This window comes from Sphingopyxis chilensis (genome assembly GCF_035930445.1).
Taxonomy (GTDB): Bacteria; Pseudomonadota; Alphaproteobacteria; order Sphingomonadales; family Sphingomonadaceae; genus Sphingopyxis; species Sphingopyxis chilensis.
This window is the reverse complement of record NZ_CP142394.1, coordinates 858,345-877,073: the sequence shown is the minus strand read 5'-3', so window position 1 is coordinate 877,073 and position 18,729 is coordinate 858,345. Positions and strand designations below refer to the sequence as shown.

The 18,729-nt window shown below is 67.4% G+C and carries 17 protein-coding genes and 2 riboswitches; all 17 genes read right to left on the bottom strand.

The window, feature by feature from the left end:
• Positions 1-62 precede the first annotated feature (62 nt).
• Positions 63-698, bottom strand: a complete 636-nt coding sequence (locus VSX79_RS03990) for a DUF938 domain-containing protein (RefSeq protein WP_326914487.1) — start codon at positions 696-698, stop codon at positions 63-65.
• The gene (locus VSX79_RS03985) at positions 695-1,141 is read right to left on the bottom strand and encodes an ABA4-like family protein (protein WP_326914486.1); all 447 of its coding nucleotides are present in this window, start codon (positions 1,139-1,141) and stop codon (positions 695-697) included. The genes VSX79_RS03990 and VSX79_RS03985 overlap by 4 nt, the downstream gene beginning before the upstream one ends.
• A gap of 31 nt (positions 1,142-1,172) precedes the next feature.
• Positions 1,173-2,681, bottom strand: a complete 1,509-nt coding sequence (gene gcvPB, locus VSX79_RS03980; protein ID WP_326915218.1) for an aminomethyl-transferring glycine dehydrogenase subunit GcvPB — start codon at positions 2,679-2,681, stop codon at positions 1,173-1,175.
• Positions 2,682-2,713: 32 nt separating this feature from the next.
• On the bottom strand, positions 2,714-4,072 hold the full coding sequence (gene gcvPA / locus VSX79_RS03975; protein ID WP_326914485.1) for an aminomethyl-transferring glycine dehydrogenase subunit GcvPA: 1,359 nt from the start codon (positions 4,070-4,072) through the stop codon (positions 2,714-2,716).
• A gap of 12 nt (positions 4,073-4,084) precedes the next feature.
• Positions 4,085-4,891, bottom strand: coding sequence for a glycosyltransferase family 2 protein (locus tag VSX79_RS03970; RefSeq protein WP_326914484.1), 807 nt, complete (start codon positions 4,889-4,891; stop codon positions 4,085-4,087).
• 39 nt (positions 4,892-4,930) lie between these two features.
• A complete protein-coding gene (gene gcvH, locus VSX79_RS03965) occupies positions 4,931-5,302 on the bottom strand; it encodes a glycine cleavage system protein GcvH (RefSeq protein ID WP_179499869.1) in 372 nt (123 codons plus the stop codon).
• Between the two features lie 3 nt (positions 5,303-5,305).
• Positions 5,306-6,430 carry a glycine cleavage system aminomethyltransferase GcvT gene (gcvT, locus tag VSX79_RS03960; protein WP_326914483.1) on the bottom strand — a complete coding sequence of 375 codons (1,125 nt, stop codon included), beginning with the start codon at positions 6,428-6,430 and terminating at the stop codon, positions 5,306-5,308.
• A 52-nt stretch (positions 6,431-6,482) separates the two neighbouring features.
• Positions 6,483-6,606, bottom strand: a riboswitch (glycine riboswitch).
• A riboswitch (glycine riboswitch) is annotated at positions 6,607-6,697 on the bottom strand.
• Positions 6,698-6,756: 59 nt separating this feature from the next.
• The gene (locus VSX79_RS03955; protein WP_326914482.1) at positions 6,757-7,404 is read right to left on the bottom strand and encodes a Rossmann-fold NAD(P)-binding domain-containing protein; all 648 of its coding nucleotides are present in this window, start codon (positions 7,402-7,404) and stop codon (positions 6,757-6,759) included.
• Positions 7,397-8,569: a deoxyguanosinetriphosphate triphosphohydrolase gene (locus VSX79_RS03950; RefSeq protein WP_326914481.1), complete on the bottom strand. Its 1,173-nt coding sequence runs from the start codon at positions 8,567-8,569 to the stop codon at positions 7,397-7,399. Before VSX79_RS03950 ends, VSX79_RS03955 begins: the two co-directional genes overlap by 8 nt.
• The gene (locus VSX79_RS03945; RefSeq protein ID WP_326914480.1) at positions 8,566-10,314 is read right to left on the bottom strand and encodes a tetratricopeptide repeat protein; all 1,749 of its coding nucleotides are present in this window, start codon (positions 10,312-10,314) and stop codon (positions 8,566-8,568) included. The genes VSX79_RS03950 and VSX79_RS03945 overlap by 4 nt, the downstream gene beginning before the upstream one ends.
• Positions 10,315-10,375: 61 nt before the next feature.
• Entirely contained in the window at positions 10,376-11,827 is a 1,452-nt protein-coding gene (gene ftsZ, locus VSX79_RS03940; RefSeq protein WP_179499864.1) for a cell division protein FtsZ, read from the bottom strand.
• A 153-nt stretch (positions 11,828-11,980) separates the two neighbouring features.
• Positions 11,981-13,237, bottom strand: a complete 1,257-nt coding sequence (gene ftsA, locus VSX79_RS03935) for a cell division protein FtsA (protein WP_179499863.1) — start codon at positions 13,235-13,237, stop codon at positions 11,981-11,983.
• Positions 13,238-13,241: 4 nt separating this feature from the next.
• Positions 13,242-14,180, bottom strand: coding sequence for a cell division protein FtsQ/DivIB (locus tag VSX79_RS03930; RefSeq protein ID WP_179499862.1), 939 nt, complete (start codon positions 14,178-14,180; stop codon positions 13,242-13,244).
• Complete coding sequence (locus VSX79_RS03925; protein WP_179499861.1) at positions 14,177-15,103, bottom strand: D-alanine--D-alanine ligase; 927 nt, start codon at positions 15,101-15,103, stop codon at positions 14,177-14,179. The genes VSX79_RS03930 and VSX79_RS03925 overlap by 4 nt, the downstream gene beginning before the upstream one ends.
• Positions 15,100-15,996, bottom strand: coding sequence for a UDP-N-acetylmuramate dehydrogenase (gene murB, locus VSX79_RS03920; RefSeq protein WP_326914479.1), 897 nt, complete (start codon positions 15,994-15,996; stop codon positions 15,100-15,102). Before murB ends, VSX79_RS03925 begins: the two co-directional genes overlap by 4 nt.
• A gap of 118 nt (positions 15,997-16,114) precedes the next feature.
• Complete coding sequence (gene murC / locus VSX79_RS03915) at positions 16,115-17,545, bottom strand: UDP-N-acetylmuramate--L-alanine ligase (RefSeq protein WP_326914478.1); 1,431 nt, start codon at positions 17,543-17,545, stop codon at positions 16,115-16,117.
• Positions 17,545-18,729: an undecaprenyldiphospho-muramoylpentapeptide beta-N-acetylglucosaminyltransferase gene (murG, locus tag VSX79_RS03910; protein WP_326914477.1), complete on the bottom strand. Its 1,185-nt coding sequence runs from the start codon at positions 18,727-18,729 to the stop codon at positions 17,545-17,547. The genes murC and murG overlap by 1 nt, the downstream gene beginning before the upstream one ends.

Sequence of the window (18,729 nt, the reverse complement as noted above, 5' to 3'; positions counted from 1 at the left end):
GGAGGAACGCTAGCGGCTGCGGGCGCGAGGTAAAGCGCCGATCGCCGATCCTGTCAGGTCCGTCAGGTGCGGCGGAAGAGCAGCATCAGATTGTTCGCGGGCATCGCGCGACGCTCGGTGAAGGCAATGCCGGCGTCGGCGGCGGCCGCCTTGACCGCGTCGGCATCGCGCAGCCCCCAAGCCGGATCGCGGCTCCGCAGGCTGGCGTCGAAGGCAAGGTTGCTCTCTGCGGTCGGCACATCGGGTTCGGTATAAGGGCCATAGAGGATCAGCGGCGCGCCGGGGGCGAGCAGTCTGGCCGCACCCGCGAACAGGCCAAGCGTCGCTTCCCGCGGGCTGATGTGGACCATGTTGATGCAGAGGATCGCGTCGGCGCGCTCGATCGGCCATTGGGACGCCGACGCGTCGAGCGCGACGGGCGCCCCCAAATTCGGGAGCGCGGCTTCTGCGCGGTAAGCCGCGATCGACGTCAGTCCGGCGGGATCGGGATCGCTCGGCTGCCAGTCGAGGTGCGCGAAGGTCGAGGCGAAATGGACGGCATGCTCACCCGATCCGCTCGCGACTTCAAGCACTGTCCCCGATGCGGGCAGCCAGTCGGCGAGTACGGCCGCGATCGCATCGCGATTGCGCAGCGTGGCGGGGGCGTGGCGCTTGTCCGCCTCGCCGCCGTCGCCGGGCATCCACGGCTGCGACGTCATTTTTTCGCCTGTGCCCGCGCGCGCCGCTCACGGACGATCAGCCAGGCGAACAGGCCGACCGGCCCGACCATCAGCGTCAGGAACAGGATGGGCAATTGGACGATACGGCTGAAGCCCTTCTGGTCGGCATCGCGCGCGATCCACATGCCGGTGAACAGGTCGAAGGCAAGATAATGAACCCAGCCGAGCGTCGCCCCGCCGGGGCTGTCGAACAGCTTCATCACGCCAGCGAGCGTCGTGAAATCGCCGCCGCCCGCCCCGCCCGCATCGATGCCGCCCGTGAGGAAACCGACGATCAGCACGGTGTAGGCCAGACAGAGGAGCGCGACGCCGAGATAGAGGATGAGCGCCAGTGTCTTCGGCCCGCGCGGCAGAAAGGCGAGCGCGATCCATGCGGCGAACGCCCAGTAGTTTGCCAGCAGAAACAGACTATCCCAGCTCATCTCAATCTCCCCCATTTGCCGATGTCGGCGATCACCCCTCCCACGCCAGCACGGGCTTGCGCGCCGCGAGCGTTTCGTCAAGCCGCGCGCGCGGCGCGAAATGCGGTGCGCTCTTCAACGCAGGGTCGCCGTTCTTCGCACGCATCGCGATGCTGCGCAGCGCGCCGATGAACTGGTCGAGCGCCGCCTTCGATTCGGTCTCGGTCGGCTCGACGAGCATCGCGCCATGGACGACGAGCGGGAAATAGACGGTCATCGGATGATAGCCCTCGTCGATCAGCCCCTTGGCGATGTCGAGCGTCGAGAAGCCTTCGGCAAGCCCCTTATCGCTGAACAGCGCCTCGTGCATGCACGGGCCCGAGGCGGCGAACGGCGCGTCGAGCACGCCTTCAAGACTGCGCAGCACATAATTGGCGTTGAGCACCGCATCCTCGGCGACCTGCTTCAAGCCGTCGGCGCCGTGGCTGAGGATATAGGTCAGCGCGCGCGTGAACATGCCCATCTGGCCGTGGAAGGCGGTCATGCGGCCAAAGCTCTGCGGATGATCCTCGCCTGCGCTCTCCTCTTCGATCAGGCGGAACGCATCGCCCTGCTTCGTCACGAAGGGGAGCGGCGCGAACGGTGCGAGCGCTTCCGACAACACAACCGGACCCGAGCCCGGGCCGCCGCCGCCGTGCGGGGTCGAGAAGGTCTTGTGGAGGTTGATGTGCATCGCATCGACGCCCAGGTCGCCGGGGCGAACGCGGCCGACGATCGCGTTGAAATTGGCGCCGTCGCAATAGACATAGCCGCCCGCCGCATGGACCGCGTCCGAGATCGCCTTCATGTCGCGCTCGAACAGGCCGCAGGTGTTGGGGTTGGTGATCATCACCCCCGCGACATCGGGGCCGAGACGCGCCTTCAACGCTTCGAGATTGACGCGGCCCGCCTCGGTCGCCGGAATATCCTCGACGGTGAAGCCCGCGAAGGCCGCGGTCGCCGGGTTGGTGCCGTGCGCGCTTTCGGGGACAAGAATGACGCGGCGGTCTTCTCCGCGCGCTTCGAGCGCTGCCTTGATGCAGAGGATACCGCACAATTCGCCATGCGCCCCCGCCTTGGGCGACATCGCGACGCTGTGCATGCCGGTGAGCGTGATCAGCCATTCGGCGAGCTGGTGGATCACCGCATAGGCGCCCTGCACCGTTTCCTGCGGCTGGAGCGGGTGGACGTCGGCGAAACCCGGCATCCGCGCGACCTTTTCATTGAGGCGCGGGTTGTGCTTCATCGTGCAGCTGCCGAGCGGGAAGAGGCCGAGGTCGATCGCGTAATTCTGACGCGACAGCCGCGTATAATGGCGCACCGTTTCGGACTCGCTGAGCCCCGGCAGGCCGATCGGCGCGGAACGCGCGAGCGCGCCGAGGTCGGCGCCGGGCGCGTCCTCGTCGAAGTCGACGCCGGTGGTGTCGGCGCCGCCGATTTCGAAGATCAACGGCTCTTCGAGCATCAGCGCGCGGTTACCGGTGAAGGTGACATTGTCGTCGGCGCCACCGGCAGCGTTCATTTCGGGGCGCCAGCCGGCGCGATTGAGCGCGGTCATGCCAGCACCTCCTTCAGGGCCGCGGCGAAGGCGGCAATGTCCGCCTCGGTCACGGTTTCGGTCACGGCGACGACGAGGCCGTTTTCGAGGCCGGCGTTGTCGGGATAGAGACGGCCGAGCGAGACGCCGCCCAATATGTCCTTCTCGGCCAGCTTGTGAATCACGGGGCGCGCCGCGGTCGGAAGCAGCAGTGTGAACTCGTTGAAGAAGCTGTCGTTCATCACCGACACGCCCGGAACCTTGGCCAGTTCGGCGGCGGCCGCCTTGGCCCGGCCATGGTTGATCGCCGCGAGCCGGCGCAGGCCCGCTTCGCCGAGCAATGTCATATGGATGCTGAAGGCCAGCGCACAGAGCCCTGAATTGGTGCAGATATTACTCGTCGCTTTCTCGCGGCGGATATGCTGCTCGCGCGTCGACAGCGTCAGCACGAAGCCGCGCTTGCCATTGGCGTCGACGGTCTCTCCGCAGAGGCGGCCGGGCATCTGGCGCACATATTTGGTCTTGCACGCAAAGAGGCCGACATAGGGCCCACCGAACTGGAGGCCGACGCCGAGCGATTGCCCCTCCCCCACCACGATATCGGCGCCCATTTCGCCGGGCGACTTGATCAGGCCGAGCGCGACGGGTTCGGTGACGACCGCGATCAGCAGCGCTCCCGCAGCCTGACAGGCTTGGGCCAGCTTCGTCATGTCGTCGATGCGGCCGAGGATGTCGGGATATTGCACGACGACGCAGCTCGTCTCCTTGTCGATGCTGTCTGCGAGCGCTGCCCAGTCGGTGCCGGCTTCGAGGCTCGGGTCACCATCGACCAGAACGTCGCCGGTATATTTCGCCATCGTGCGCGCGACGCTACGGTAGTGCGGGTGAACGCCGGTCGAGAGCAGGGCCTTGCCCCGCTTGGTGATGCGGCGCGCCATCACGATCGCTTCCCAGCAAGCGGTCGAGCCATCGTACATCGACGCATTGGCGACGTCTGAGCCGAGCAGGCGCGCGACCTGGCTCTGAAATTCGAACAGCATCTGGAGCGTGCCCTGTGCGATTTCGGGCTGGTAGGGGGTGTAGGCGGTGAGGAATTCGCCGCGCTGGATCAGGTGATCGACGCTGGCGGGTACATGGTGGCGATAGGCGCCGGCGCCGAGGAAGAAGGGCCCTTCGCCCGCCGCGCGGCTGCCGCGCGCGAGCGCGCCCATGTGGCGTTCGACAGCCAATTCGCTCGCATGGTCCGGCAGGCCCGCGATCGGGCCATCGAGCCGCGCTTCGGCGGGCACATCGGCGAACAGATCGTCGATCGACGACGCGCCGATGGTCGCGAGCATCGCCGCGCGATCGTCGGACGTAAGAGGAAGATAACGCATGAAATACTCCGGTCAGCTATCGGAAGTGGAAGCAAAAAGCGGCGCGAGATCGGCCAGCGATCCGCGAAATGTGGCGGGGCCGCTGTGCGTCGTGCGGACCCAGGGTGCGAGCCAGATCCGAAACCCCGCGTCGCGCGCGCGGCGGCAGAAAGCATAATCTTCCGACAGCATCAGTCCGCTCGGGCGGTCGATCTCTGGCAGGAAGAGCGCATGAACATTTTCGCGTACACCCGTTCCCTGCCGGTCGCGCGCTTCGGTGCGAAAAGCGAGTTCGGGGTGCCGCGCGCAGAGCGTCTCGACGACGTCGCGGCGGATCAGCATCAGCCCGGTGCCGAGCTGCGACAGTTCGACGAGGTCGGTCAGCGCGAACCGTTCGTCGGTGTTCAGGAAACTGAGCGCGAAATCACCGGCATAGCGCGCAAGGTCGGCCGCATTATCCTTTGCCAGCCCGCACTCAGCGGCGCGCGCAACCTGCGACCAGTTGACCGTGCGGCGCGGCACCGCAGCGCCAAGCATGGCGCAGTCGGGCCGTCCCGCCATCGCCTCGATCATTGCGAAAATGTCGGCCGCCGCGAAATCAATGTCCGCATCGACGAAGAGCAGATGGGTGCAATCGCTCTGCATGAAGAGGTCAGCGAGCAGGCTGCGCGCGCGGTGGACCAGGGCTTCATGCAGAATAAACTCGAACCGCACGGGCATATCCCGCCGCTGCGCCGCCATCGCAAGGTCGAGCGCCGCGCGGACATAGGTGCCCTGCGCGCCGTCATAGATCGGCGTCGCCACCATCAGGCGGCAATTGGCTGGCGCGGCGTCGGTCATCGCATCCCTCCCCCTCCCGCCCGCGGGAGGGGCGATCGGTTACAGGGCGTCGCAGAAGGCCTTATAGGCCTTTGCATCCATCAGGCCGTCGAGCTGGCCCTTGTCGGACAGCGTCATGCGAAAGAACCAGCCCTCGCCCTCGGGGTCCGAATTGACGAGCGCCGGGTCTTCCTCGAGCTGGCCATTGCCTTCGGTCACGGTGCCGTCGACGGGCGCATAGACGTCGCTCGCGGCCTTCACCGATTCGACCACCGCCGCATCGCCGCCCGCGCTCAATTCGGCGCCGGTGTCGGGAACCTCGACGAAGACGATGTCGCCAAGCTGCCCCTGCGCGAAGTCGGTGATGCCGACCGTCGCGACGTCGCCATCGACGTCGATCCATTCATGTTCTTCGGTGTAATAACGCGGCATCGATCAGGCTCCCTGTTTGCGCACATAGCGGTGTGGAATGAATGGCATGGCGGTGACGGTGCAATGGACCAGCTTGCCGCGCACCTCCGCCGCGATGGCGGTGCCGGGCACGGCATGGTCGCGCGGGACGTAACCCATCGCGATCGGCGCGCCGACGCTGGGGGCGAAGCCGCCCGACGTCACGACGCCGATCTCATCCTCGCCGTCGAACAGCTTGGCGCCCTCGCGCACCGGCAGCTTGCCATCAATGGTGAGCCCGACGCGTTTGCGCGGCGGGCCGTCTTCCAGATGGCCGAGGATGCGCGCCGCGCCGGGGAAATTCTCTTCCTCGCGGCGGCGCTTGCTCACCGCGAAGCCGAGATCGGCTTCGGCTGGGTCGATCGCCGGGGTGAGGTCATGACCGTAGAGCGGCAGACCTGCCTCGAGCCGCAGCGAATCACGCGCACCGAGGCCGATCGGCTTGACCTCTTCCATCGCGCACAGCGCGTCGGCGAAGGCGGTCAGCGCCTCGTTGGGCAGCGAAATCTCGAAGCCATCCTCGCCGGTATAGCCCGAACGGCTGAGAGCTATTTGGTGGCCAGCCCAGGTCGCGCGGGTCGCCTGCATGAAGACGAGATTTGCCGCTTCGGGAACCAGCCGCGCGAGCGCATCGACCGCTTTCGGGCCCTGCAGCGCGAGCAGGCCATAATCCTCATTATGGTTGAGCGTGATATCGTCGGGCAGATTTTCGCGCAGGTGGCCGATATCTTCCCACTTCACCGCGCCGTTGACGACGATGCCATATTGATCGCCCTCGTTGGTGATCATCAGGTCGTCGAGGATGCCGCCGTCGTCATCGAGGAGCAGCGAATAGCGCATCAGTCCGGGTTTCAAGCCCGAAATATCACCGGGAAAGAGCGTTTCGAGCGCTTCCGCGATGCCATCGCCCGACAGGGCAAGCTGCCCCATATGGCTGACGTCGAACAGGCCGGCGCTTTCGCGGGTCCAGAGATGTTCCGCCATGATGCCTTCATACTGGATCGGCATCCAGTAGCCGGCGAACTCGACCATGCGGCCGCCCTTCGCGCGGTGCCAAGCGTCGAGCGGCAACGTCGCCGTTTCGACCGGAATTTCTTCATCTTCGCGCATATCGCACTCCCGTCGTTGACACGGCAAGACGCGGCCGGGTGCCGCCCTGTGCCATGCCCCCTCTGTCACGGGAACCTGAGAGTTTTCCTCCATGCGCTCTCGTCGAGGTTGGGCATGGAGTTACCCCTTCGGTGGTTCCGGCGGAAACAGCCGGAACGCTTTCCAGAGTGTCCGTTCCAGCCCGCGCGGTCCGCTTGACCTGAGAGTTTCCGGGGCGGTTGCTCCTTCGGTGGCGGGGTTGCCCCCACGCTCTCCCGCGCGGCCGGTCGAATCCCTTGGCGGAACCCGACAGACGCCGCGAGCCTTGGCGCTCCCCCTGTGCGGAGTCAATCGGCGACCGCGCGGATCGCGTCGTTTTCGTGGATATACACGCCCGAATCCCTTTGGCCGGCAAGCGCGACGATCGTCGCCGCGACTTTGTCGCCCGAAATCGAGCGGTAGCGGCGGAAGCGGCCGTGGAGCAGCGCGTCGGTCAGCGGCGCGGCGATCGTCGCCAATCCTTCGCCGAGGCGCTGCGGCCCGGGACGCTCGCCGCGGAGCAAACCGGGACGGATGAGATCGAGGCGGTCGAAGCCGAGCGCGACGAGATCGTTCTCGGTCTGCCCCTTGGTTCGCAGATAGAAATTGCCGCTCTTCGCCGCCGCCCCGACCGAGCTGACGACGATCATGTGCGGCGTGCCGCCCGCCCTTGCGCCGCGCGCGGCCGCGAGGACGAGATCGTGATCGACGGCGCGAAACGCCGCCTGCGATCCCGCTTGCCGGATCGTCGTCCCAAGGCAGGAGATAAGAATCGCCGGCTTTTCGGCGGCGATGATATCGGCCCAGCGTTCGGGCGGAGCGACCAGTTCCTTGTGATGCGGGGCAAGCCCCGCGACAGGGCGGCGCGCCAGTATGGTCACGGGCGCGGAGCCGAAATGATCGATCACCGCGCGCCCGACCATCCCGGTCGCGCCGACGATCAGCGCGTCAGGCATGCGCCAGCGCGGCGGGCACCGCGTCGCGGCCGAAAATGTCGGCATAGCGGTCGATGGCGAAGCGGTCGGTCATGCCGGCGATATAATCACCGATATGCCGGCTTGTCGCGCATTCTTCACCGGGCAGGCGCGCCGACCAGTCCGCGCCCATCAGCCGGGGATCGGCGGCATAGGCGGCGAAGAGGTCGGCGACGACCTGATTCGCGGCCTCGGCGGCGGCAAGCTGTTCGGGGTGGTGATAGAGGTTGGCGTACATGAAGCGCTTGAGTTCGCGTTCCTGCGCCGCCAGCTCTGCCGAAAAGCCGCCGAGGGTCCGCCCCGCCGCGCGGACCTCCTCGACGCTTGCGACCCCGGCCTCGGCGACATTGGCGGCGGTAGCGGCGATCACGTCGTTGACCATCACGCCGATCTGGTCGCGGACGAGTTCGCGCAGCAGCCGGTCGCGCGGCGCGCCGGGGAAACGCCCCTCTACCGCGCGATAATTGGCGGCGACGAAGGGCTGTGCCATCAATTGGTCGAGGTCGAGCAGGCCGGCGCGCAGCCCGTCGTCGATGTCGTGATTGTCGTAGGCGATGTCGTCGGCGATTGCCGCGACCTGCGCCTCGAGGCTGGCATGGCTGGCGAGATCGAGTCCGAAATCGCCGTCGATTTCGGCGAGCGCCCAGCCGGGGTTCGCGACCGGGCCGTTGTGCTTGGCGAGCCCTTCCAAAGTCTCCCAGGTCAGATTGATCCCGTCGAACAGCGGATAGGGGCATTCGAGCCGTGCGAGCGTGCGCAGCGTATGACCGTTGTGATCGAAACCGCCGTGCGCCGCCATCGCGGCCTTAAGCGCGTCCTCGCCCGCATGGCCGAAGGGGGGATGGCCGATATCGTGCGCGAGGCACAGCGCCTCGGTCAGATCCTCGTTCAGCCCGAGCGCGCGCGCGATGCCGCGACCGATCTGCGCGACCTCGATACTGTGGGTCAGGCGAACGCGATAATGATCGCCATCGGGCGCGACGAACACCTGCGTCTTGTGGCGCAGGCGGCGGAAGGCGATCGAGTGAATGATGCGGTCGCGGTCGCGCTGGAAATCGTCGCGCGGCCCGCGCACGACGCGGCCGGGTTCGGAGTAGCGGCGCCCGCGACTATGTGCGGGATCGCTGGAGCAGCGCGCCAGGCTCACTTGAGCGGATCGACGGTTTCGCCGACATCGCTGTCGAAGAGGAAGCCGTCGCCTTCGGCTTTTTTATAGTCGCCGAGCCAGTCATGCGCCGCCTTGCGATTGGGGAATGGTCCGACGAGCAGGCGCCGCGTCTGGCCCCATTCGGCGGTCGATCCGGACTTGCCCTTGAACAGCGCTGCGTTGCGCTTGGCGAACCGGTTATAGTCGAAGGCGAGCGCCTTGAGGTTCGATCCGGTGGCGATCTGGACCCAGATGCGCGCAGGGTTCGCCTTTTTCTTGGCGGCTTCTTCCTTCGCTTTGGCGTCCGCCTCTGCTTTCGCCTTGGCGGCCGCCTCCTCCTTCTCGCGCTTCGCCGCTTCGGCCGCCTCGGCCCTGCGCTTGTCCTCCAGCAGCCGGGCAAGCGTGTCGGCGCCGACCGCACTGTCGGACGGCGCGAGTTCGGCGGCGGGAATTTCGATCGACCCGACGATGTCGGCAAGCGACGCGAGCGGAGCCGAAACGGCGGCATTGGTCGCGCCGGGCGGCGCCGGGCTTGCGGGCTGCGAAACCGCCGGGGTCGAACGCCCCACGTCGGCGATCGAGAAACCGGGACCAATCAGGCCCCTCGCGGCATCGACGGCGGCGCCGACCGGTTCGGACGCCGGCGCGGCGCGCGCCGGGGCCGGATCGGGTCGGCTCACCGCTGCCTGCGCGGGGGGCGATGCGGGTGGATCGGCCGGTCGGACGACCTGAGCGGGGGGCGAAGGCTTCGGCGAACGCGCGGCCGGGGCCGGATCCGGATCCGGTTTGCGGGTGGCCGCTACCGGCGCGGGCGCCGGCGATGGCGCCGGTTTCACGGCCGCGGCGGGCCGCCGTCGATCGTCCGCCGCCGGCTTGCGCGCTGCCGCCGGCGGCGGCGAGGATGCCGCCGCGACCTGCACCGGCGGGCGTTTCGGGCCGAGCTGGCCGTTCGGGAAGCGGCCGAAATGCGCCGCCGCGGCCTGCTGCGCGGGATTGAGCCGGTCCAACTGGACGAGATAGGGGGTGATATTCTGCGCCATCGCGGGCGGCATCGTCGCATTGACGATATCGGTCGCTTCCTTGTCGCGCCCGTTCATCGCGAGGATCATCGCGCGTAGCCGCCACGCGCCGCGGTCCTGCGCGCGCAGTTGCGGGGTCAGCATGGCGATCGCGCGATCGGCGTCGCCGCTGATCCCGAGCGACAGCGCATAGCGCCGGGTCAATTCCTCATTGGGCGAGATCGACAGCGCAAGCTGATAATCGCGCTGCGCCGCGTCCTGCTGGCCAAGAAGATCGCGCGCGAGCCCGCGGTCGGCGAGGAACAGCCGTTCGGGGGCGCCCATCAGCTGCGCCTCGCCGAAATAGTCGAGCGCGCGTGTCGGATTTTCCATATGGACCATCGCCGACCCGAGCGCGGCCTTGATCGCGCCGTCGCGCGGGCGCGCCTGTTCGGCACGGACGAGAAAACCGAGCGCGGCGCGATAATCCTCGAGGTCGATCGACGCCCGGCCGGCGTCAAGCAAGGCCGACACATCGCTGTTGTTCGCAGCGATGCGGGCGAGCGACGACGACAGCAAGGTCCGCGCGGCGGCGCGCTTTTGCATCGCCGCCTGCGTCGCGGCGTCGGGCGGCGTCACCTGCGCATGAACGGCGGGACAGGCAGCCGTCCCCAGCAACAGCGCCCCGAGCGCGCCGACCCACGGCCGTGCGCGCACCGGCTTCGCCGTCAATTTCACCTGCCGCATGGGCAACTCATCCCGATCTCCGGCCTGCCGTTGCCCGGCGGGCGGCCGCTCGATAGCCCCGTTACTGGTTGTTCTGCCGTCCGAGGAAGCGCGGAATATCGACCCCGTCGTCCTTGCCGGCCTCTTCGGCGTCGGGCGTCGATGCCCCGCGCGAGAGCCGCGACATGCGTTCGAACAGCGTCCCCCCGCCCACCGAGCGCGCGGGCGATTCGGCCGGCGCGGGATCCGCGGTGCCTGCCGCACGATAATCGGCGGCCGGCGCTTCGGGCGCGTCGAGGACAAGCTCGTCGGCGGTATCGTCATAGGTCGCGGCGACCTGCGACAATTCCATCGGCTCTTCCTCGGCCGCCGGAGCCGGAGCTTCGCCGGAATCGCCGAGCGAGAAACCCGGCGCCGGGTCATTGTCCTGCTGGACGGGCGATTCGGCGACAGGCTCTTCCTGCACCGCCGGCTCGACGACCTCTTCGGCCACCGGAGCGGGCGCCGCGGCGCGCGCGGGGGCGAAGGAGAAGCTGCGCGTGGCAGGCGCGGCCTGTGCGGCCTCGCCTGTGCCGTCGATACCTGTGGCAACGACCGACACGCGGATCTTGCCATCGAGGCTGTCGTTGAAGGCGCTGCCCCAGATGATGTTGGCGTCGGGATCGACCAGTTCGCGGATATGGTTCGCGGCTTCGTCGACTTCCATGAGGCGCATGTCCTCGCCGCCGGTGATCGAGATGATGACGCCCTTTGCGCCCGCCATCGACACGCCGTCAAGCAGCGGGTTGGCGATGGCTTTCTGCGCCGCTTCGAGCGCGCGGCCGTCGCCTTCGGCTTCGCCGGTGCCCATCATCGCCTTGCCCATTTCGCGCATCACGCTGCGCACGTCGGCAAAGTCGAGGTTGATCAGGCCGGGCATGACCATCAGGTCGGTGATGCCGCGGACGCCCTGCTGGAGCACTTCGTCGGCCATCGTGAACGCTTCCTTGAAGGTCGTGTTCGGGTTGGCGACGAGGAAGAGATTCTGGTTCGGGATGACGATCAGCGTATCGACATGATCCTGCAGCTCGGCGATGCCGGCGTCGGCCGAGCGCATGCGCCGCGCGCCTTCGAACATGAAGGGCTTGGTCACGACGCCGACGGTCAGGATGCCGCGGTCGCGTGCCGCCTTGGCGATGACGGGGGCCGCGCCGGTGCCGGTGCCGCCGCCCATGCCCGCCGCGACGAAGCACATATGCGCGCCATTCAGCGCCTCTTCGACCTGCGCGATGCTTTCCTCGGCTGCCGCACGCCCGACCTCGGGCCGCGAACCCGCACCCAGCCCCTGGGTGATCTGCGTCCCCAGCTGGATGCGCCGTTCGGCCGGCGAGGCGTTGAGCGCCTGCGCGTCGGTGTTGGCGACGACGAAATCGACGCCCTCGACGCGCGCCGCGATCATGTTTGCGATGGCATTGCCGCCCGCGCCGCCGACGCCGATCACCGCGATCCGCGGCTTCAGCTCGTCGACCTGCGGCGGGCCAATATTGATGCTCATCAAATAATCTCCCTGCAGCGGCGAACCCATGCCGCTTCCCTGCACCTTGCGACCCGTCGGACGGTGGTCCTGCCGCCCGGATAACTGTCACCGCATTGCACTATTGTGACTTCGGAATCACCCAAAAAATTAACCTTTTCACCTTTGCCGCCACTAAAAACTGCTTTTCAGCGCGGCCATCAGCCGGTGGAGGATCGACGTCCCCGCCGGCTTGTAAACATCCTGTGCCATCATCGGCAGGTCGCGAAGGTCGACGGGGTCCGACGCGGCATAGAGAACCAGACCCGCGAGCGTCGCGAAAGCGGGGCCGCCATGCGCATCGGGCAGTCCGTGCAAGCCGCGCGGTCGCCCGACGCGCGCAGCGCGGCCGAGCGCGCTTTGCGTATAATCGGCGATGCCTTTCAGGTCCGCACCGCCACCGACGAGCACCACCTGCCGCCCGATCGGACCGACGAAATGCAGGTCCTTCAATGTCCGGCCGATCTCCCCCATCATCGCGTCGAGCCGCTGGCGGATCACCGCCACGAGCTGCGCGCGCGTGATGCGCGGGGAATCGCTGCCCGACGGGGCACCGGGTTCGAGTTCGATGATCTCGTTATTGTCGCGGGGGGACGCCGAGGCCGAGCCGTAGAAGCTCTGGAGCCGCTGCGCCTGGCTGCGGCGGATGCCGAAGGCCGAGGCGATGTCGTCGGTGATATCGCTCGCGCCGAAAGGCAGTGACGCCATTTCGACGAGCATGCCGCCTGCGTAAAGCGAGACGGTCGTGACCGCCGCCCCGAGTTCGACGAGCGCGACGCCGAGGTCGCGCTCCTCCTCCGACAAACAGGCAAGGCCCGCGGCGATCGGTGAGGCGACGACGGCGTTGACGTCGAGATGCGCTTGCCGGACCGCAGACTCGAGGTTCCGCACCGGCGCGCCGTCGGCCATGATGATGTGGATATCGACGCCCAGCCGGTCGGCGTGGAGGCCGATCGGATTCTTGACGCCGGTCAGCCCGTCGAGGGTGTAGAGCGCGGGCTGGGCGTGGAGGATCATCCGCCCTTCGGGATCGATGCCCGCGCGCCCCGCGGCGAGTAGGTCATCGACATCCTCCTGCTCGATGCGGTGGCCGCCGAGCTCGCTTTCGATCGGCGCGACGTCGCTGAGCAAGCTTCCCGCCGAGAAGCTGACCCAGACGTCGTCGATATTGAGCCCGGCGATGCGTTCGGCCTGCTCGATCGCCTCGCGCACGACATGCTCGGTCTGTTCCATGTCGGCGACATAGCCGCGTTGGACGCCGCGGCTCTCGCGCTGGCCGGTGCCGAGCACGTGGAGCTGGCCGTCGGCGGTCTGCCCCGCGATCAGCGCGCAGACCTTCCACGACCCGACGTCGAGCGCGGTGATGATCTTTTCGATGCGCGGCGGCGCCATCGCCTTATCCTTCGTTCGAAGCGGCGGCGGCAACCGCGTCGACCGCGGCGCGCGCCTCGTCGAGCTTCGCGGGCGCGACCTGCCCCTCGTGCGGCAGGCGGAGCACGAAGCGGGCGGGGTCGCGCATGTCAAAGCGCAGGATGCCGCGGCCGAGCAGGCGGTTGGCGCCGTCCATATGCGCGAATTTGGCGAGCGCGGCCTTTGCCTCGGCCTCGCCTTCGGGCAGCGAGAGCGTCTCGCCGCTGCGGAAGCGGAGGTCCCAGCGTCGGTTTCCGACCCAGGTCGCGCCGGCGAGCAATTCCTTGAGGCTGCTCGCCTCCGAAAGCAGGCGAGCGAGATCCTGCGAACGCTGGTTCGCGCGCGGACCGATGACGAGCGGCAGGTCGGGCATCGTCGCGACGGTGACGGGTTCGAGCACGACGCCCTTTTCGTCGATCAGCGACAGGCGATTATTATGCTGCCAGATCGCGGCCGGGGTGCGCTCGACGATGTCGACGACGAGCGTGTCGGGCAGGCGCCGCGACACGCGCGCATCCTTGATCCAGCCGTAGCGCATCAGGTCGCCGCGCACATCTTCCAGATCGACCGCAGCCATCGAGCGGTCCTTCTGCGCGAGCGCGATGTCATAAACCTTGAGCCGGTCGATGCGGTCGGCGCCCACGACCTCGACCTTCTTGACCTGAAAGCCCGCGCGGCCGACCGCCTGCGCATATTCCTCGTGGATTTTCGCGGTGACGCCGGTGGCGTGCGCCGCGATGGCAACCACGGCGCACAGGCTGAGGCCGATCGTCCAATTAGCGGCCTTCTGCAATCGCTGCGGGCTGATCGGCAGCGCGTTGATGATCGCGTTTAGGCGCGACTGCTGGATCTTACGCCGCTTCTTCGGCGCGCGCGCGGGCCGCCGGGGCGGCGCCTTGGCGCGCTTGATCTTCGTACTGCTCATGACAACGCTTCCCCCACGATGCGTTCGACGAGTTCGGCATAATCGATGCCAACGGCGCGCGCCTGTTCGGGCACGAGGCTGAGCGGCGTCATGCCGGGCTGGGTGTTGACCTCGAGCAGGAAGATGCCCGCGAGGCCATGTTCGTCGTCCCACCGAAAGTCCGAGCGCGAGGCGCCCTTGCAGCCGAGCAGGCGATGCGCCTGCACCGCCAGATCCTTCATCCGCTGCGCGACGTCATCGGGGACGTCGGCGGGGCAGACATGCTCGGTCAGCCCCTCGGTATATTTGGCGTCATAGTCGTAGAAGCCCGATTTGACGCGGAGTTCGGTGACGGCGAGCGGCGTGTCGCCGAGCACCGCGACGGTCAGTTCGCGCCCCTTGATGAAGGGTTCGGCGAGCAGCCGGTCGAACTCCTGCCACGGACCCACCGCTTCGCGCGCGATCGGGTTGCCGTAGTTGCTGTCGTCCTTGACGATCGCGACGCCGACCGACGAGCCCTCGTTGACGGGTTTCAGCACATAGGGGCGCGGCAAGGGGTCGATCGAAAAGAGGCTTTCGCTGTCGACCATCGTCCCCGCCGGCATCGGAATACCATGCGGCACCAGCGCCTGCTTCGTCAATTCCTTGTCAATCGCGATCACCGAGGTGACGAGGCCGCTGTGGGTGTATTTGAGGCCCATCAGGTCGAGCATTCCCTGCACCGTCCCGTCCTCGCCGGGGACGCCGTGGAGCGCGTTGAACACGACATCAGGCTTCGTCTCGGCAAGCCGCAGCGCGACGTCGCGGCCCATGTCGATGCGCGTGACCCGGTGCCCGCGGCTTTCGAGCGCATCGGCGACACCATTGCCGCTCATCAGCGACACCTCGCGCTCGGCCGACCAGCCGCCCATCAGGACGGCAACATGCCACGGACCCCGGCTCACTTCATGACTCCCACACGCTGTATTTCCCATTGCAATTCGATGCCGCTCTTGTCCTTGACGCGGCGGCGGACTTCCTCGCCGAGCGCTTCGATATCGGCGCTCGTCGCGTCGCCAGTGTTGATCAGGAAATTGGTGTGCTTCTCGCTGACCTGCGCCCCGCCGACCGCGAAGCCGCGGCAGCCGGCCTCGTCGACGAGTTGCCACGCCTTGTGGCCGTCGGGGTTCTTGAAGGTCGAACCGCCGGTTTTCGAGCGCAGCGGCTGCGAGGCTTCGCGGCTTGCCGAGATGCGATCCATTTCGGCCTGGATCGCGTCGGATTCGCCTGGCTGGCCGCGAAAGGTCGCGCCGATCACGACCGCGCCCTCGGGCAATTCGCTATGGCGGTAGGTATAGCCAAGGTCGGCGAGCGGCAGGGTATGGCGTTCGCCCGAGCGCAGCACGACGTCGCAGTCGATCAGGATGTCCTTGACCTCGCCGCCATAGGCGCCACCGTTCATACGCACGAAACCGCCGACGGTACCGGGGATCGAGCGGAGGAATTCCATGCCGGCAATGCCCGCATCGCGCGCGGTCGAGGAGACGAGGATGCCCGATGCGCCGCCGCCGCAGCGCAATGTGGTTTCGTCGATCGCTTCGACCTTGGCGAACGCCTTGCCCAGCCGGATCACGACGCCCGGAAAACCGCCGTCGCGGACGATCAGGTTCGACCCGAGACCGAGCGCCATCACCGGCACGGCGAGATCAAGGTCACGCAGGAAATCGGCAAGGTCGTCGGCGTCCTTCGGCTCGAAAAGCCAGTCGGCGGGGCCACCCGACTTGAACCAGACGAGCGGGGCGAGCGGCGCGTGGGGCGTGAGTTTGCCGCGCACTGAAGGAAGCGTTGCGGTGCTCACAGCGCCCTCCCTTCCCCGCTCGCATCAAGCGAAGTCGAGATGCCCCTCGGGCCAGACGCGAGGTCGATGGGTATCTCGACTTCGCTCGACACGAACGGGATGAAAGGCGGATACAAAATCATGCCGCCTCCACCGCGCCTGCCAGCCCCGCCGCCATCTTCGTGATGTCGCCCGCGCCGAGGCAGATGATCATATCGCCCGCGCCGAGGTCGCCGGCCTTGATGCTCGCCGCGATGCTCGCGGCCAGCGCGCCCGCATCGGCGACGACATGGGCGTGGCGATGGCCGCGGTCGCGCAGCCCCTCCGTCAGCGCATCCGACGATATGCCATCGATCGGGTTTTCGCCTGCCGCATAGACGGGCAGCGCGAGCACCATGTCGGCGTCGTTAAACGCCTGCTGGAAATCGTCCATATGATCGCGGAGGCGGGTGAAACGGTGCGGCTGGACGACGCCGACGACTCGCCCTGCTCCCGCGCCCTCGCGCGCTGCCGAAAGGACTGCGCGGATTTCGACGGGGTGGTGGGCGTAATCGTCGATCACCGTGATCACGCCGCCCTCGACCGCGATCTCCCCCACCTTGGTGAAACGGCGCTTGACCCCTGCAAAGCCGTGAAAGCCCGATACAATCTTGTCGTCGCTAACGCCCATGTGCAGCGCCACGGCGATCGCCGCCAGCGAGTTCTGGACATTGTGGCGCCCCGACATCGGCAGATGGATGCCCTCGATCGTCCGGCTGTTGCCGTCGCGGTCGCGCACCACGACGTCGAAGCGGTTGCCGTCGGCCCCAGGCGTCACATTGGTGCCGCGCACGTCGGCCTGCGCCGAAAAACCATAGGTGACGATCCGCCGGTCGCGGATGCGCGGGATGATCGCCTGCACCTCGGGATGGTCGAGGCAGAGCATTGCGGCGCCGTAGAAGGGGACATTTTCGATAAACTCGACAAACGCGTCCTTGATTGCGTCGAAGCTGCCATAATGGTCGAGATGCTCGGGATCGATGTTGGTGACGACCGCGATCGTGCCGTCGAGGCGCAGGAAGCTGCCGTCGCTTTCGTCGGCTTCGACCACCATCCAGTCGCTGGCGCCGAGGCGCGCGTTCGAGCCATAATTGTTGATGATGCCCCCGTTGATGACCGTCGGGTCGATCCCGCCCGCGTCGAGCAAGGCCGCGACGAGGCTGGTGGTCGTCGTCTTGCCGTGCGTACCGGCGATCGCGACGGTCGATTTGAGGCGCATCAGTTCGGCGAGCATTTCGGCGCGGCGGACGAGCGGGATGCGGTGCGCGAGCGCGGCCTCGACCTCGGGGTTGCCGCGCTTGACCGCGGTCGAGGTCACGACCACCTGGGCGCCGTCGACATTCGAGGCTTCATGACCGATCGCGACCTTGATGCCGCGCTTGCGGAGACCCTCCACGACATAGCTATCGGCGATGTCGCTGCCCTGCACCTGATAGCCGAGATTGTGCATCACCTCGGCGATGCCCGACATGCCGATGCCGCCGATGCCGATGAAGTGGATGGTGCCGATGTCGGTCGCGACGCCGCGCATCAATTGTCTCCCGCGCGGGTGGCGGCGATGCCGCCGGCGACCGAGGCGCTGCGCGAAGGCGCGCCGACGCGAATCACGTCCATCATCGGCGGCGCGGCGAGCGATTCGACAAGATCGGCGAGGTCGCGCGTGGCATTCGGCAGGCCGCAGCTTGCCGCGCGTTCGGCGGCTTCCTCGAGTGCGCCGGGTTCGAGCGCCATGCGCTGAATATGTTTCGCGACCTCGGCCGGGGTGAAGGCCGGCTGCTGGAAGGCGATCGCTCCGCCCGCTTCGACGAGGTCGACGACATTATAGGTCTGGTGATCGTCCATCGCGCTCGGATAGGGAACGAAGATCGCCGGACGACCCGCGCACGCGAGTTCGGCGACGGTCGAGGCGCCGGCGCGCGCGATCACCATATGCGCCCAGCGCAGCCGCTCGGGGAAATCCTTGATATATGGCGCGCATTCGGCGGCGACGCCCAGTTCGGCATATTTGGCGCGCACGCCCTCGATGTCATCTTCGCGGCACTGCTGGACGACCTGCAGCCGGTCGAGCAAAGCGCGCGGCAGCATCGCGATCGCGGCGGGGACGACTTCGCTGAGCACCGTCGCGCCCAGGCTGCCTCCGACGACGAGCAGGCGGACGATGCCATCCTCGGGCAGCGGCGGAAAACCGTCCTCGCGGATCGCCACGATCTCCTCGCGTACCGGGTTGCCGGTGATATGTTTCTTGAGTTCGTGCCCCGCAGGATAGCGCTGGATATTATGATAGGCGACCGCGACCGCATCGACGCGCGGCGCCATCATGCGGTTGACGCGGCCGAGCACGGCATTTTGTTCGTGAAGCACGCGTGGCCGCTTCGTCGCGCCCGCGGCGAGCAGGCTGGGCAGCGAGGGATAGCCGCCGAAACCGACGACGACCGCGGGGTCGAAGTCGCGGATCAGGTCGATGGCCATGCGGCGGCCCTTGTAGATTGCCAGCGCGGCCTTCAGCCAGCCAATGGGCCCGCCCGATACGCGACCGGCGGGAAGCACATGCGTGTCCATCTCGGCGGGCGCGCCCGGAATCTTCAGCCCGCGGTCGTCGCTGACCAGCGCGACGCGATGGCCGCGCGCGATCAACTCGCCCGCAAGGGCATAAGCAGGAAGCATATGTCCTCCCGTCCCGCCGGCGGCGAGAAGGAAGTGGCGCGTCGCGGTCAT